We start from the raw sequence: 15430 nt of genomic DNA, 5'->3' as shown, positions 1-15430 counted from the left end.
CTCGCTTTTCGAGGCGAATTACACGGCTTCTCCGGCGGCGTGCCCAGAGCTCCATGCCCACTGGAAATTGTAACCGCCCAGCCAACCGGTTACATCCACCACCTCGCCGATGAAGTACAGCCCGGGGCAGGCCTTGGCCTCCATGGTCTTGGAAGACAGCGCATCGGTATCCACCCCGCCCAGAGTCACTTCGGCGGTGCGATAGCCTTCGGTGCCACCGGGAGCAATTTGCCAACTGGCAAAATAGCTGGCCAGGGCATCGATTTCGCCCTTGCCCAGTTGGTTCAGGGTTTTGTCGGGCAGTTCGCCAATTTCCACTAACCGCTCCACAAACCGCTTGGGCAACAAGCGTGATAGCGCATTCTTGATTGACAATTTAGGTGATTCAGCATTGATTGTTTTGTACCAGTCGACAAAATCGATACCCGGCAGCAAATCAAAGCTCACGGTTTCTCCGGGGCGCCAGAAGGAAGAAATCTGCAACACCGCGGGGCCGGACAGGCCTCTGTGGGTAAACAGCAGTGCCTCCGAGAATGACTGACCACAGGCGGCCGTTACCGTCACCGGCAGGCTGATACCGGCAAGACACTCGAACTTGGCCTTATCTTGTGGCTGCAATGTAAAGGGCACCAGTCCGGCGCTGGTCGGCAGCACAGGAAGGCCAAACTGTTCGGCAACTTTAAACCCGAACGGCGTGGCACCAAGTTTGGGCATCGACAAGCCGCCGCTGGCAATGACCAGAGAGTCGCAGCGATAGTCGCCTTCACTGGTGTGCAGCAAGAAGCCGCTATCTTCTTTACTGATTGTGAGGATTTCGGTGCGCAGCTGGGTCTTCACTCCTGCCCAGTCGCACTCGGTGGTCAGCATCTGAACAATGTCTTTGGCCGAGTCGTCGCAGAACAGTTGTCCGAGGGTCTTTTCGTGATAGGCGATGCCGTGGCGCTCGACCATATCGATAAAATCCCACTGGGTGTAACGCGCCAGCGCAGACTTTACAAAATGGGGGTTGGCACAGAGATACGCCGAGGGCTGGGTCTGCAGGTTGGTAAAGTTACAACGGCCACCGCCGCTGATCAGAATTTTGCGCCCCAACTGCTTGGCATTGTCGAGCAGCAACACATCACGGCCACGGTAACCCGCTGTCAGGGCACACATTAGCCCTGCCGCGCCCGCGCCAATAATGATGACCTGATGATGCTTACAATCCGACATCCGCCTGTTACTCCCGGACATAAAAAAAGGATGCCAATTCTAGCATCCTTTTTCCTGTTGCAGCGCGGCTTTTACTCGGCTGCTGTTTCGGATTTTTTCTCGCGGGCCAGCAACTCTTTGGCGGCGTCCAGTGGCGATTTGCCCTGATACAGCACGGCATAGATTTGCTCAGTAATAGGCATCTCTACCCCGAGGCGTTTGGCCAGGGTAAACACCTCTTTGGTGTTGCGATAGCCTTCAACCACCTGACCGATTTCAGCCTGCGCCGTATTCACGTCACAGCCCTTGCCCAGCGCCAGACCGAAGCGACGGTTGCGCGACTGGTTGTCGGTACAGGTCAGCACCAGGTCGCCAAGTCCGGCCATGCCCATAAAGGTGGCCTGCTGCGCGCCCAGCGCTTCACCGAGGCGGCTCAGTTCCACCAGGCCACGGGTGATAAGCGCAGTACGGGCGTTGGCGCCAAAGCCAATGCCGTCTGACATCCCGGCGCCAATAGCGATAACGTTCTTCACCGCCCCCCCCAATTGCAGGCCGATAAAGTCGTCGTTGGCATAAACCCGCAGGCGTTTGGGGCTGTGGAGCAGCTCCACCAGTTCTTCGGTAAAGCCCGGATCTGTGCCTGCCACCGAAATGGCCGTTGGTAAACCGGCGGCCAGCTCTTTGGCAAACGTAGGGCCAGAAAGCACTGCCAGCGGGAAGGCATCACCCAGCGCATCACGGGCCACATCCTGCAGCAAACGGCCGGTTTCAGGCTCAAGCCCCTTGGTCGCCCACACGATGCGGGCATCGTCTCTGAGCATCGGCTTGGCTTTACCCAGCACCTCGCCGAATACATGGCTAGGTACCACCACCAACACATTGCGCGAGGCCGCGAGGGCCTTGCCAAGGTCGGCTTCGGTGATCAGGCAGTCGGGAAAGGCAATCCCAGGCAGGAAAGCGGCATTGCAGCGCTCAGCAGCCAGAGTCGCGATATGCTCGGGGTCATGGCCCCACAGCAGGGTTTTGTGTCCGTTACTGGCCAAAGAAATGGCAAGGGCGGTGCCATAAGAGCCCGCCCCCAGTACCGTAATATCGGCAGTGTCTTTCATTGTTTGTTACGCGTTGGCTTCTTCGGTCTGCTCGGCCTGAACGGCGGCAGCTGCGCGCTGTTGCACGTACTGGGCAAACAGGGCATCGAAGTTCACAGGCGCCAGGTTCAGCTGTGGGAAAGTACCACGGCTCACCAGGCTGGCCACGGTTTCACGGGCATATGGGAACAGGATGTTAGGGCAGTAAGCACCCAGAGAGTGGGCCAGTTGAGGCTCAGTCAGACCACCGATGTGGAAGATACCGGCTTGCTGAACTTCACACAGGAATGCAGTTTCTTCGCCGTTTTTGGCAGTCACAGTCAGCGACAGAACTACTTCGAACACTTCGTCAGCCAGCTTGGTGCTGCGGGTATCCAGATCCAGTTTCACCTCTGGGTTCCATTCTTTTTGGAATACCGCTGGGCTGTTAGGGGTCTCGAAAGATACGTCCTTGGTGTAAACGCGTTGGATGTTGAACTGTGGGGCTTGTTGTTCGTTATTTGCTACTTCAGCCATAATTTCCTACCTATCAATATGTTGAGTCGGCTTTTACGTCGAAAGCCAGTCTAAAGGGCTGGGCTTTTGAGGCCGCAATGGATCTCAGTACCGTCCCGGTTCAGATCTTGCCAGCTAAAAAAACTTCAAAAGCCCTTTGCCGACCAATGGATCAGGGTGCTGCGGACCCGATTTCATGTGGCTTACACTGCAGTATTCTTCACATGAAAGCAACATCCGCCGCTGACCTCAGCGTTTTTTCTGCACAGGCATGTTGGCAGCCTGCCAATCGCCCATTCCGCCCTTGAGGCTAAAGACTTGTTCAAAGCCCTGAGCAACCAACAACTGCGCTGCCTGAGCTGAAGTCATGCCAGCGTTACACACCAATATAATGGGGGTGTTCTTGTTACTTTCAAGGGAAGAAATTTGATTATTTTTGATCTCAGACATGGTGATGTTCACGGCATCCACAATATGACCTTTGCGGAACTCTTCTTTACCGCGCACGTCCACCACCTTGGCATTTTGCTTGTTTACCAGCTGTACCAGCTCCTGAGTGCCAATGTGCTTGACCTTGGACGTCATCGACTTGATGGTGGTAACAACCAGTGCCAAAAACAGACCCAGCCAGGCGAGGCTGAGCATAGGGTTTGCCCTGAAAAACTCGATGTATTCTTGCATGATATCCCGTCGTTTTAGAGACCTGAAACTGTGTGGCCAGAGAGTATACCATCACAACGGCACAATGCAGCAAAAACGCCCTTTCTGTGGGGGCTTCTCACCTTTTTGTACACAAATGCCGTCGATGGCCGCAATCGGGGTAAATGGCTTTGTCCCCTCGGTGCTGACGTAGTAATATTTGAACAATTTCCGATTCCAACACTTCTTCCATTTATCAATCTTGAAGGTAAACCACGATGACAGCTAAACGTCCTCTGGCATTACTGATCCTCGACGGCTGGGGCTATCGCGAAGATCATGAGAGCAATGCCATCTTTCATGCCAACACCCCGGTTCTGGACAGACTCCATGCCACCTACCCCAACGGTCTAATCTCGGGCTCCGGCCACGACGTGGGCCTGCCCGATGGTCAGATGGGTAACTCCGAAGTGGGTCACATCAACCTGGGTTCCGGCCGTATCGTTTATCAGGAACTGACCCGCATCAGCAAAGCCATCGAAGATGGCGAGTTCGATGACAACCCGGCCCTGTGCCAGGCCGTTGATGCCGCGGTGGCCGCCAACGGTGCCGTGCACATTATGGGTCTGTTGTCGCCAGGTGGCGTACACAGCCACGAAGAGCATCTGGAAGCCATGGTGCGTCTGGCTGCCAAACGCGGTGCCACCAAGGTGTACCTGCATGCCTTCCTCGATGGCCGTGACACCCCGCCACGCAGCGCCAAATCCAGCCTGGAGCACTTTACCGAGCTGTTTGCCTCGCTGAATGTCGGTCGCATCGCTTCTATCGTTGGCCGCTACTTTGCCATGGACCGCGACAACCGCTGGGATCGCGTAGTTCAGGCCTATGACCTCATCACCCAGGGCAAGGGCAAGCACACAGCCGGCAACGCTGTCGACGCGCTGGAAGCGGCCTACAGCCGTGACGAAAACGACGAGTTTGTAGCTCCCACCGCCATTGTGGATGCCGATGGCAACAGCGTCAGCCTCAATGACGGCGATGCGCTGATTTTCATGAACTTCCGCGCCGACCGTGCCCGTCAGATCAGCCGCAGCTTTACCGACCCGTCCTTCGATGGATTCGAGCGTGTGGTAACGCCTAAAACCCATTTCGTGATGTTGACCGAATACGCCGGCGACATTCAGGGCGCCATAGCCTTCCCATCGGAAGATCTGGTCAACACCCTGGGCGAAGTGCTGCAGAATCGTTGCCTGACCCAGCTGCGTATTTCCGAAACCGAAAAATACGCCCACGTCACCTTCTTCTTCAATGGCGGTAAAGAGCAGCCATTCGAGGGCGAAGACCGCATCCTGATCAACTCGCCCAAGGTTGCCACCTATGATTTGCAGCCGGAGATGAGCTCAACCGAGTTGACGGATAAATTGGTGGAAGCGATTGAATCTGCTAAGTATGATGTCATCATCTGTAACTACCCCAATGGGGACATGGTGGGTCATACCGGCAATTTCGATGCCGCCGTTAAGGCCTGTGAAGCCGTTGATGCCTGCCTTGGTCGCGTTGTAGACGCCCTGGCCAAAGTGGGTGGCGAATGCATCATCACCGCCGACCACGGTAACGCCGAGCAGATGCGCGACCCGAGCACCGGGCAGGCGCACACGGCGCATACCAGCGAGCTGGTACCCTTCATTTTTGTTGGCCGCAACGCCACCATCGCTGAAGGCGGCCGCTTAAGCGACGTCGCACCCACTATGCTGAACCTTATGGGACAAGACATTCCGGCAGAAATGACCGGCCGTGTATTGATCACCACTGAAGAGTAAGCCATTTGTCACAGCGTATTCTGTGGAAAGCCGGCGTTATCGCTGGCTTTCTTTTGCTCTCCCTGCCGCTCCAGGCCGATGATCTGGCGCGGCGTCAGGCCGAGCTCAAAACGCTGCAAAGCCAAATTGCCAAGCAGCAGAATGCGCTGAAAGATACCAGCAAGCAGCGGGAGCAATTGCAAACGCTGCTGCGCAAAGATGAAGAAGCCATCGCGGCGGCCGCCAAGGCCATCACCCAAACCCGTGGCAAACTTAAAACCGTGGATGGAAAGCTTGAAGGCCTGAGAGTGCGCAGCAAAGAGCTCAATGCACTCAAAGCCACTCAGCAGGAAAGCCTGTCAAAACAGCTCGCCAGTGCCTATCTCGCCGGTAACCACGACTACACCAAGATGCTGCTCAGCCAGCAAAATCCCGCCACTATCGAGCGGATGCTGGCCTACTATCAATACCTTAACAACGCCCGCATCAAGGCTATTAACGAGCTCAAGCACACCATGGATGAGCTCAGGCAAAACCACGCCGACCAACTCGACGAGCAGGAAAAGCTGACTCAGCTGGTTGCCGAACAACAGCAGCAGGCCAAGCGACTCGAAAACGAGCAATCCCAGCGCCAGGCGACCTTAAAAGAGTTGCAAAAGACCCTGTCGTCCCGCGGCGCCGAACTTGAGCAGCTGCAAATCGAAGAGGCCAGCCTAAAGCGGGTGCTGGAGCAGGCAGTGAAATCGGCCAAGGCCAGCCCCAAACTTACCGGGCTTGCCAGTCAAAGGGGCAAACTTAGCTGGCCGACCAAGGGCCGCCTGACAGAGTCGTTCGGCAGCGCACGTTCAGGCCAAATCAAATGGAAAGGCGTGTTGTTGTCAGCGCCGGAAGGTCAGGACATCAAGGCGATTTCCGACGGCAAGGTCATTTATGCCGACTGGCTAAAAGGCTTTGGTATGGTGCTGGTACTGGACCATGGCAACGGCTACATGAGCCTCTATGGCCATGCCCAGGCACTGCTTAAAGGCCCGGGGGATGCGGTAAAGGGCGGCGATACCATCGCACTGGTAGGACGTTCCGGTGGACAGACACAGCCTGGCCTATACTTTGAGATAAGGCACAAGGGGCAAGCCGTCGACCCGGCAAATTACTGCAGACGCTGACGCAAAGGCCCCGTACAGCAGGGGGCCTTTATGTCGCAGTTCATCCGCTATCTGGGGGCCATGGTACTTGGCCTGACGCTCGGCCTCTCGGTCAGCCTCTCCGGGCAAGAGAACGCCAAATCCATCCTCAACCAGTATGACTACCCGTTGCTGGTAGACATCATGGACACCATTGAAACCTACTACGTAAACCAGATCAGCAGGGATGAACTGATCGAAGGTGCCATCGAAGGCATGTTCAAAAAACTCGACCCCTACTCGGGTTACCTTACCCATCAGGACCTGATTAACATCCGTGATGCCAACAAGGGTGAATACTTCGGTTACGGCTTTGAAGTGGCATCCGATGATGAGTTTATCCGCATTGTCTCCCCTTTTGCCGACTCGCCTGCCGCCAGGGCAGGCATTGTGGCTGGCGATCAAATTGTCGCTGTGAATAAGCATCAGGTGGCCGAAATGGCACTGAACGATGTATTGGCCGAAATCCGCTACCACAGCGTGCACGACCTGCCACTGACCCTGACTCTGCGACATGCCAATCAACAGAGTTATCAGGTCACCCTCAAGCCCGATACCATCTCGGTGGCGTCGGTACAGGGTAAGTGGCTTGAAGGCGACATCGGCTACATTCGTCTCACCAGCTTTCAGGACAGCACCACCCAGGAGCTGATAAACCAAATCAATCAATGGCAAACGCCAGCCCGAGGTTTGATTTTGGATTTGCGCAACAACCCGGGCGGGCTGCTGGACCAGGCTATCCGTATTGCGGACCTGTTCCTGGCCAAGGGTCGTATCGTCTCGACCTCAGGGCGCTTCTTCGATGCAAATTCCGATTACTTTGCCTCACCGCAAACCCTGATGACCAATGTGCCCATCCTGGTGCTGATCAACAAGGGCTCGGCCTCCGCCTCGGAAGTGCTCGCGGCAGCACTGCAGGAAAATGGCCGGGCGCTGCTGATTGGTGAAACCAGTTTCGGCAAGGGCACGGTGCAAAGCCTCATACCCACCATCCACATGGACAGCGCCATCAAGCTTACCATTGCCCACTACAACACCCCCAAGGGCAACGATATTCATGCAAAAGGGATAGAGCCGGATATCAAAATAGCAGTAAAAGCTGCTGTTAAAGACGAAACGGATGTGGCTATAATCAATTCAGAACAAGCTGAAAAACAAAACGAAGATCTGCCGCTGGCCTCGGCCATTGCCTGGATCGAAAACCAAAAATAACTGAAAAAAATAATATTACGTGCGCTATCTGCTTGGTTTGCTGCTTGCAGCAGGGATTTTTTCGGCCCAAGGGGCCCAATTGGCGATCATCATTGACGATATAGGCTATCGTCAGACCGATGAGGACGTCCTGTCACTTCCCAAAGATGTCACCCTCTCCGTGATCCCTCAGAGTCCTCTGGGGGTTTCTCTTGCCGGCAAGGCCCACACCAAGGGCCATGAAATCATGCTGCACATTCCCATGCAGGCACTGAATGGTCGTCCGCTTGGCAATGGCGGCCTGACAACCGATATGAGCGAAGAAGAGATTAAACGCAAAGTTGATGACGCCATTGTGCGCATTCCCTTCGCCAAAGGTGCCAACAACCATATGGGCAGTCTGCTTACCCAAATGGATAACCATATGTCCTGGGTGATGGAGCGACTCAAGCAGAACAATCTGTACTTTGTCGACAGTCTGACAACCCGCTACAGCAAAGCCGGCAACAAGGCTGAGCAGTTAGGCGTGCCACTACTGAAACGGCACGTATTTCTGGATAACGACACCAGTAAACGTGGATTGGAAAAGCAGTTTAAAGTGATGATGGAGCAGGCGCATCAGCAAGGCTTCGTGATTGCCATTGCCCACCCACATCCGGCGACGGTGAAGTTTTTGAAGGCCAATCTGCATAGATTGGCCGATGAAGGCATCAGCCTGGTGCCTACCTCTCATCTGCTGCCGTACCGTCTGGCACAGCAGCAAGGTGCTAGCCCAAGCGTAAGATTGAAATAGACGGGTCGGGCAGCAGTGCCAGCAATTCATCACGATTAGAGACAATGTCTGCCAGCGAATACTGATCCAGTACTGCAAGGTAAGCCGCGACTGCATCCGCCAAAATGCCCTTCAACTGGCACGCAGGTAACAGCCGACAAAGAGGCTTGGCACAATCGATAGGTGCCAGTGAATGTTCCAGCTCCCGCACCAGTTCACCCAGGTTAATCGCCTCGGCAGGCTTGGCCAGTCTGAAGCCGCCAGCCTTACCACGCACCGTCTGCAAGTAACCAGCCTTCCCCAGATGATGCACAATCTTGGAAACATGATTGGGTGACAATTCAAATACTTCAGTGATCTCAGCAATCCGGAACAAGGCGGTTCGCTCAGGCTGCACGGCCATATACATCAGGGTTCGGATCCCAAAATCGGTATAGCGGGTCAGTTGCATAAGTCCTCACCTACAATCAGTTGGTTTGCGTCTCGAGGGAAGTGATATTCCACAGCGCTTCGTCATCGCTACCGCCACACACATCGGCGGTTGCCTTAAAATCACTGCACACATCGGGGCGGTCTGCCTGGCCGAAGATCAGACAAAGATTCTCATCACTGAGCTGCACACATCGCACACCAGCGGGCTTGCCTTGTGGCATCCCTGGGATAGGACTACTGATAGAAGGCGCGATACAGCAGGCTCCACAGCCCAAACGACATTCCACTTCCGTTTCTCCGATTATACCGTTGAAAGCAAAATCACTCAGTTTCGAACCGCAATAGTGCCAACTGCCGCACGCAATTGAAAGAATCGGGCGGTAGACCAAATGCAAAAAGGCCACCCGTTTGGGTGGCCTCTTCACTTATTAGGCGTCTGGCAATGACCTACTCTCACATGGGGAGACCCCACACTACCATCGGCGCTGCTCCGTTTCACTACTGAGTTCGGAATGGGATCAGGTGGGACCAGAGCGCTATTGTCACCAGACAAATTCATTATGTCCCCGCCTTTGGGCAAGAACATGCAATTCAGAAAGCTGATGCTCTATCGAGCCTGAGTTATCACTTCAATCAAGTCTGGTTTCTTCAAGACTATCTACACCATCTGAAACCCATCTGGGTTGTATGGTTAAGCCGCACGAGTCATTAGTACAGGTTAGCTCAACGCCTCACAACGCTTACACACCCTGCCTATCAACGTCCTGGTCTCGGACGGCTCTTCAGTGGACTCAAGGTCCAAGGGAAGACTCATCTTGGGGCTCGCTTCCCGCTTAGATGCTTTCAGCGGTTATCGATTCCGAACGTAGCTACCGGGCAATGCCATTGGCATGACAACCCGAACACCAGCGGTTCGTTCACTCCGGTCCTCTCGTACTAGGAGCAACCCCCCTCAATCTTCCAACGCCCACGGCAGATAGGGACCGAACTGTCTCACGACGTTCTGAACCCAGCTCGCGTACCACTTTAAATGGCGAACAGCCATACCCTTGGGACCGACTTCAGCCCCAGGATGTGATGAGCCGACATCGAGGTGCCAAACACCGCCGTCGATATGAACTCTTGGGCGGTATCAGCCTGTTATCCCCGGAGTACCTTTTATCCGTTGAGCGATGGCCCTTCCATACAGAACCACCGGATCACTATGACCTACTTTCGTACCTGCTCGACGTGTCTGTCTCGCAGTTAAGCTGGCTTGTGCCATTACACTAACCACACGATGTCCGACCGTGTTTAGCCAACCTTCGTGCTCCTCCGTTACTCTTTGGGAGGAGACCGCCCCAGTCAAACTACCCACCAGGCACTGTCCCTAGTCCAGATTCATGGACCGAGGTTAGAACACCAACACTACAAGGGTGGTATTTCAAGATTGACTCCACGAGAACTGGCGTTCCCGCTTCAAAGTCTCCCACCTATCCTACACATGTAGGGTCAATGTTCAGTGCCAAGCTATAGTAAAGGTTCACGGGGTCTTTCCGTCTAGCCGCGGGTATACGGCATCTTCACCGCAATTTCAACTTCACTGAGTCTCGGCTGGAGACAGCGTGGCCATCATTACGCCATTCGTGCAGGTCGGAACTTACCCGACAAGGAATTTCGCTACCTTAGGACCGTTATAGTTACGGCCGCCGTTTACCGGGGCTTCGATCATGAGCTTCTCTTGCGATAACCCAATCAATTAACCTTCCGGCACCGGGCAGGCGTCACACCGTATACTTCCTCTTGCGAGTTTGCACAGTGCTGTGTTTTTGATAAACAGTTGCAGCCACCTGGTATCTGCGACTGCCAGCAGCTTAAGGAGCAAGTCCCATCACCGCCAGCAGCGTACCTTCTCCCGAAGTTACGGTACCATTTTGCCTAGTTCCTTCAGCCGAGTTCTCTCAAGCGCCTTGGTATTCTCTACCCGACCACCTGTGTCGGTTTGGGGTACGATTCCTGCTAACCTGAAGCTTAGAAGATTTTCCTGGAAGCATGGCATCAACCACTTCAGTGCCGTAGCACCTCGTCATCAGCTCTCGGTATATATGTGCCCGGATTTGCCTAAGCACACTACCTACCACCTTAAACACGGACAACCAACGCCGTGCTGGCCTAGCCTTCTCCGTCTCTCCATCGCAGTTAGCAGAAGTACGGGAATATTAACCCGTTTCCCATCGACTACGCCTTTCGGCCTCGCCTTAGGGGTCGACTCACCCTGCCCCGATTAACGTTGGACAGGAACCCTTGGTCTTTCGGCGAGGGGGTTTTTCACCCCCTTTATCGTTACTCATGTCAGCATTCGCACTTCTGATACCTCCAGTGTGGGTTACCCCTTCACCTTCAACGGCTTACAGAACGCTCCTCTACCGCGTACACGTTATCGTGCACACCCGTAGCTTCGGTGAATTGCTTAGCCCCGTTACATCTTCCGCGCAGGCCGACTCGACTAGTGAGCTATTACGCTTTCTTTAAATGATGGCTGCTTCTAAGCCAACATCCTAGCTGTCTAAGCCTTCCCACATCGTTTCCCACTTAGCAATTACTTTGGGACCTTAGCTGACGGTCTGGGTTGTTTCCCTTTTGACGACGGACGTTAGCACCCGCCGTCTGTCTCCCGGATAGCACTCTTTGGTATTCGGAGTTTGCAAAGGGTTGGTAAGTCGGGATGACCCCCTAGCCTTAACAGTGCTCTACCCCCAAAGGTGTTCGTCCGAGGCGCTACCTAAATAGCTTTCGAGGAGAACCAGATATCTCCCGGTTTGATTGGCCTTTCACCCCCAGCCACAAGTCATCCGCTAATTTTTCAACATTAGTCGGTTCGGTCCTCCAGTTGATGTTACTCAACCTTCAACCTGCCCATGGCTAGATCACCGGGTTTCGGGTCTACGCCTTGCAACTAAACGCGCAGTTAACACTCGGTTTCCCTACGGCTCCGCTATTCGCTTAACCTCGCTACAAAACGTAAGTCGCTGACCCATTATACAAAAGGTACGCAGTCACGGTCTCAAGAACCGCTCCCACTGCTTGTACGTATACGGTTTCAGGTTCTATTTCACTCCCCTCACAGGGGTTCTTTTCGCCTTTCCCTCACGGTACTGGTTCACTATCGGTCAGTCAGGAGTATTTAGCCTTGGAGGATGGTCCCCCCATGTTCAGACAACATATCACGTGTGCCGCCTTACTCGATTTCATCATCGGTTAGTTGTCGTGTACGGGACTGTCACCCTGTACCGTTGCGCTTTCCAACGCATTCCACTAACACCCCGAAGACTTAAGGGCTAATCCCCGTTCGCTCGCCGCTACTGAGGGAATCTCGGTTGATTTCTTTTCCTGAGGGTACTTAGATGTTTCAGTTCCCCTCGTTCGCCTCACTAAGCTATGTATTCACTTAGTGATGACACCTTATGGTGCCGGGTTTCCCCATTCGGACATCGCTGGCTATAACGGTTGTTACTACCTCACCAACGCTTTTCGCAAGTTACTACGTCCTTCATCGCCTCTGACTGCCAAGGCATCCACCGTATACGCTTAGTCGCTTAACCATACAACCCGGATGAGTTTCCTCACCGCGCTGTATTGCAACCAGCTGGTTTTCGATAGTTCATTTTACTGAACTCGCCTTGAAGAATTTCCAAAACACTTGATTGAAGTGTTTGAGAACTCAATTTTTGTATTCACTAAATCCGAAGATTCAGTTTCTACTATCAGCTTTCCAAATTGTTAAAGAGCATATCGCCTTACGGCAATATCAGGTTTAAGACAAACCTATCTGTGTGAACACTCAGCAGGATAATGTGTCGCTTAGGTAAGGAGGTGATCCAGCCCCAGGTTCCCCTAGGGCTACCTTGTTACGACTTCACCCCAGTCATGAACCACACCGTGGTAAACGCCCTCCCGAAGGTTAAGCTATCTACTTCTGGTGCAGCCCACTCCCATGGTGTGACGGGCGGTGTGTACAAGGCCCGGGAACGTATTCACCGTGGCATTCTGATCCACGATTACTAGCGATTCCGACTTCATGGAGTCGAGTTGCAGACTCCAATCCGGACTACGACCGGCTTTATGAGATTAGCTCCACCTCGCGGCTTCGCAACCCTCTGTACCGACCATTGTAGCACGTGTGTAGCCCTACTCGTAAGGGCCATGATGACTTGACGTCGTCCCCACCTTCCTCCGGTTTATCACCGGCAGTCTCCCTAAAGTTCCCGGCATTACCCGCTGGCAAGTAAGGATAAGGGTTGCGCTCGTTGCGGGACTTAACCCAACATTTCACAACACGAGCTGACGACAGCCATGCAGCACCTGTCTCAGAGTTCCCGAAGGCACCAATCCATCTCTGGAAAGTTCTCTGGATGTCAAGAGTAGGTAAGGTTCTTCGCGTTGCATCGAATTAAACCACATGCTCCACCGCTTGTGCGGGCCCCCGTCAATTCATTTGAGTTTTAACCTTGCGGCCGTACTCCCCAGGCGGTCTACTTAATGCGTTAGCTTGAGAGCCCAGTGTTCAAGACACCAAACTCCGAGTAGACATCGTTTACGGCGTGGACTACCAGGGTATCTAATCCTGTTTGCTCCCCACGCTTTCGTGCCTGAGCGTCAGTCTTTGTCCAGGGGGCCGCCTTCGCCACCGGTATTCCTCCAGATCTCTACGCATTTCACCGCTACACCTGGAATTCTACCCCCCTCTACAAGACTCTAGTCTGCCAGTTCGAAATGCAGTTCCCAGGTTGAGCCCGGGGCTTTCACATCTCGCTTAACAGACCGCCTGCGCACGCTTTACGCCCAGTAATTCCGATTAACGCTTGCACCCTCCGTATTACCGCGGCTGCTGGCACGGAGTTAGCCGGTGCTTCTTCTGTGGGTAACGTCACAGCTGATAGGTATTAACCATCAACCTTTCCTCCCCACTGAAAGTGCTTTACAACCCGAAGGCCTTCTTCACACACGCGGCATGGCTGGATCAGGGTTTCCCCCATTGTCCAATATTCCCCACTGCTGCCTCCCGTAGGAGTCTGGACCGTGTCTCAGTTCCAGTGTGGCTGTCCATCCTCTCAGAACAGCTAGGGATCGTCGCCTAGGTGAGCCATTACCTCACCTACTAGCTAATCCCGCCTGGGTTCATCCAATCGCGGAAGGCCCGAAGGTCCCCTCCTTTCCCCCGTAGGGCGTATGCGGTATTAGCAGTCGTTTCCAACTGTTATCCCCCTCGATTGGGCAGATCCCCAGGTATTACTCACCCGTCCGCCGCTCGCCGGCGAAGATAGCAAGCTATCTTCCCGCTGCCGCTCGACTTGCATGTGTTAGGCCTGCCGCCAGCGTTCAATCTGAGCCATGATCAAACTCTTCAATTAAAGTTTTGGTCTCAATGAATTTCTGCTGTCATGCTTCTGCATGAAAACTCCTTCATTGATAAAATCGTTTTGTCGACTTCATCAACCTGCGAGTATCCACACAGATTTGCTTGTCTTATCTGATTTTTAAAGAACATCCGGTCGCGCTTGGCTCACCGGGTCAGGGCTGCGTATTCTACGCTTTCCTGATTTCGCGTCAAGCAGTTTTTGCAAACTTTCTTTTCGCGCCGTTGAAACTCGCTTTCGCTCATCTCAACTCCCTTCACAACCCGCTACGCTTAGCGCCGCTTGCCGTGTCAGTGGATGCGCATTATAGGGACCCCAAACTTTTGCGCAAGGGGTGTTTTTAAGTTTTTTTGTTTTTTTACCTCGTTTGCGGGAAAAACGACCTGACCTGCCGATTTTACGGCCTTATAATGCGAAAAAACCGTCATTTTGTGAGATTTTTATGTCAAAGGCTCTGAGATCCTATAAAGGAATAGCCCCAAAATTGGGCGCAAATGTGTATATAGATGAAGCCTGTGTGCTGGTTGGTGATATTGAGCTTGGTGATGATGCCAGCGTTTGGCCTATGGTGGCCGCCCGTGGTGATGTGAACCATATCCGCATAGGTAAAAGAAGTAGCATCCAGGACGGCACCTGCTTACACGTCACCCGCAAGACCCCAGCCAAACCCGACGGACATCCACTGATTATTGGTGATGACGTAACCGTAGGCCACAAAGCCATGCTGCATGGCTGCACCGTAGGCAACCGGGTGTTGATTGGAATGGGCGCGATTGTTTTGGACGGTGCCCATGTGAGTGATGATGTGATTTTGGGCGCAGGCTCTTTGGTGCCACCCGGTAAGGTATTGGAGAGTGGTTACTTATATGTGGGCAGCCCGGTGAAACAAGCCAGGCCGCTGACCGAAGCTGAACTTAAGTTCCTGCCCCAGTCAGCGCAAAACTACGTGCTGCTGAAAGATGAGTATCTGCAGGAGCAGTCTCCCGCTTAAAGCTCTATCCGGCCCCACTCATCGAAGGCATCTTCTTCGATGAGTGATTCGGCCAGCTCTTCCACTTCAAAACGCACGCTTTCAAGCAGGGCTGCTGCGTTGGTAACAGTCACTTCTTCTCCGCTCATGGCGGCGAGACGCTCAAAGGGCAGGATACATTCAATACGCATGCCCTGTTGATGGGCCACCAGCATCAACTGCTGTTTTTTGCCATCGATGGAAATCGCATCGGCAAAGATAATGCTCTGATTCATT

At 53.8% G+C, this 15430-nt stretch carries 12 protein-coding genes and 3 rRNA genes; 5 read left to right on the top strand and 10 right to left on the bottom strand.

Annotation, left to right across the window (positions count from 1 at the left end; translation table 11 throughout):
- Positions 1 to 18 precede the first annotated feature (18 nt).
- The 4 genes from STH12_RS18475 to STH12_RS18460 form a co-directional block, all read right to left on the bottom strand.
- Positions 19 to 1212 carry a BaiN/RdsA family NAD(P)/FAD-dependent oxidoreductase gene (locus STH12_RS18475; protein WP_126168916.1) on the bottom strand — a complete coding sequence of 398 codons (1194 nt, stop codon included), beginning with the start codon at positions 1210 to 1212 and terminating at the stop codon, positions 19 to 21.
- A 71-nt stretch (positions 1213 to 1283) separates the two neighbouring features.
- On the bottom strand, positions 1284 to 2300 hold the full coding sequence (gene gpsA, locus STH12_RS18470; protein ID WP_126168915.1) for an NAD(P)H-dependent glycerol-3-phosphate dehydrogenase: 1017 nt from the start codon (positions 2298 to 2300) through the stop codon (positions 1284 to 1286).
- A gap of 6 nt (positions 2301 to 2306) precedes the next feature.
- Complete coding sequence (gene secB / locus STH12_RS18465; RefSeq protein WP_126168914.1) at positions 2307 to 2795, bottom strand: protein-export chaperone SecB; 489 nt, start codon at positions 2793 to 2795, stop codon at positions 2307 to 2309.
- A 228-nt stretch (positions 2796 to 3023) separates the two neighbouring features.
- The gene (locus tag STH12_RS18460; RefSeq protein WP_126168913.1) at positions 3024 to 3455 is read right to left on the bottom strand and encodes a rhodanese-like domain-containing protein; all 432 of its coding nucleotides are present in this window, start codon (positions 3453 to 3455) and stop codon (positions 3024 to 3026) included.
- Between the two features lie 236 nt (positions 3456 to 3691).
- On the opposite strand from STH12_RS18460, the gene gpmM reads away from it, so the two are divergent.
- The 4 genes from gpmM to STH12_RS18440 are packed head-to-tail and all read left to right on the top strand — an operon-like array spanning position 3692 to position 8377.
- Positions 3692 to 5233, top strand: a complete 1542-nt coding sequence (gene gpmM, locus STH12_RS18455) for a 2,3-bisphosphoglycerate-independent phosphoglycerate mutase (protein ID WP_126168912.1) — start codon at positions 3692 to 3694, stop codon at positions 5231 to 5233.
- Positions 5234 to 5238: 5 nt separating this feature from the next.
- Entirely contained in the window at positions 5239 to 6375 is a 1137-nt protein-coding gene (locus STH12_RS18450) for a murein hydrolase activator EnvC family protein (RefSeq protein WP_126168911.1), read from the top strand.
- Between the two features lie 30 nt (positions 6376 to 6405).
- Positions 6406 to 7605: a S41 family peptidase gene (locus STH12_RS18445; protein ID WP_126168910.1), complete on the top strand. Its 1200-nt coding sequence runs from the start codon at positions 6406 to 6408 to the stop codon at positions 7603 to 7605.
- A gap of 19 nt (positions 7606 to 7624) precedes the next feature.
- Positions 7625 to 8377, top strand: a complete 753-nt coding sequence (locus STH12_RS18440; protein ID WP_126168909.1) for a divergent polysaccharide deacetylase family protein — start codon at positions 7625 to 7627, stop codon at positions 8375 to 8377.
- Here STH12_RS18440 and STH12_RS18435 read toward each other — a convergent pair.
- From STH12_RS18435 to STH12_RS18415, 5 genes are all read right to left on the bottom strand, one after another.
- Positions 8352 to 8807 carry an Rrf2 family transcriptional regulator gene (locus STH12_RS18435; RefSeq protein WP_126168908.1) on the bottom strand — a complete coding sequence of 152 codons (456 nt, stop codon included), beginning with the start codon at positions 8805 to 8807 and terminating at the stop codon, positions 8352 to 8354. The genes STH12_RS18440 and STH12_RS18435 overlap by 26 nt on opposite strands.
- Before the next feature lie 16 nt (positions 8808 to 8823).
- Complete coding sequence (locus STH12_RS18430) at positions 8824 to 9075, bottom strand: YkgJ family cysteine cluster protein (protein WP_126168907.1); 252 nt, start codon at positions 9073 to 9075, stop codon at positions 8824 to 8826.
- 147 nt (positions 9076 to 9222) lie between these two features.
- A 5S ribosomal RNA gene (gene rrf / locus STH12_RS18425) occupies positions 9223 to 9338 on the bottom strand.
- Positions 9339 to 9475: 137 nt separating this feature from the next.
- A 23S ribosomal RNA gene (locus tag STH12_RS18420) occupies positions 9476 to 12369 on the bottom strand.
- A gap of 264 nt (positions 12370 to 12633) precedes the next feature.
- Positions 12634 to 14178: ribosomal RNA gene (locus STH12_RS18415) — 16S ribosomal RNA — on the bottom strand.
- The 16S, 23S and 5S rRNA genes sit together here, the layout of an rRNA operon.
- Before the next feature lie 448 nt (positions 14179 to 14626).
- On the opposite strand from STH12_RS18415, the gene STH12_RS18410 reads away from it, so the two are divergent.
- On the top strand, positions 14627 to 15175 hold the full coding sequence (locus STH12_RS18410) for a gamma carbonic anhydrase family protein (protein WP_126168906.1): 549 nt from the start codon (positions 14627 to 14629) through the stop codon (positions 15173 to 15175).
- Here the strand turns inward: STH12_RS18410 and STH12_RS18405 are convergent.
- Positions 15172 to 15429: a DUF1488 family protein gene (locus STH12_RS18405; protein ID WP_126168905.1), complete on the bottom strand. Its 258-nt coding sequence runs from the start codon at positions 15427 to 15429 to the stop codon at positions 15172 to 15174. The genes STH12_RS18410 and STH12_RS18405 overlap by 4 nt on opposite strands.
- Position 15430 lies beyond the last annotated feature (1 nt).

It is taken from the genome of Shewanella khirikhana (assembly GCF_003957745.1).
Classification (GTDB): domain Bacteria; phylum Pseudomonadota; class Gammaproteobacteria; order Enterobacterales; family Shewanellaceae; genus Shewanella; species Shewanella khirikhana.
The sequence above is the reverse complement of the archived record's forward strand: the minus strand, read 5'-3'. Positions and strand labels throughout refer to the sequence as shown.

Bases quoted from the DNA above. Each gene is read 5' to 3' on its own strand.
- STH12_RS18475 (WP_126168916.1), bottom strand. From the start codon at position 1,212: ATGTCGGATTGTAAGCATCATCAGGTCATCATTATTGGCGCGGGCGCG.
- secB (WP_126168914.1), bottom strand. From the start codon at position 2,795: ATGGCTGAAGTAGCAAATAACGAACAACAAGCCCCACAGTTCAACATC.
- STH12_RS18405 (WP_126168905.1), bottom strand. From the start codon at position 15,429: ATGAATCAGAGCATTATCTTTGCCGATGCGATTTCCATCGATGGCAAA.
- gpmM (WP_126168912.1), top strand. From the start codon at position 3,692: ATGACAGCTAAACGTCCTCTGGCATTACTGATCCTCGACGGCTGGGGC.
- STH12_RS18460 (WP_126168913.1), bottom strand. From the start codon at position 3,455: ATGCAAGAATACATCGAGTTTTTCAGGGCAAACCCTATGCTCAGCCTC.
- STH12_RS18410 (WP_126168906.1), top strand. From the start codon at position 14,627: ATGTCAAAGGCTCTGAGATCCTATAAAGGAATAGCCCCAAAATTGGGC.
- STH12_RS18435 (WP_126168908.1), bottom strand. From the start codon at position 8,807: ATGCAACTGACCCGCTATACCGATTTTGGGATCCGAACCCTGATGTAT.
- gpsA (WP_126168915.1), bottom strand. From the start codon at position 2,300: ATGAAAGACACTGCCGATATTACGGTACTGGGGGCGGGCTCTTATGGC.
- STH12_RS18445 (WP_126168910.1), top strand. From the start codon at position 6,406: ATGTCGCAGTTCATCCGCTATCTGGGGGCCATGGTACTTGGCCTGACG.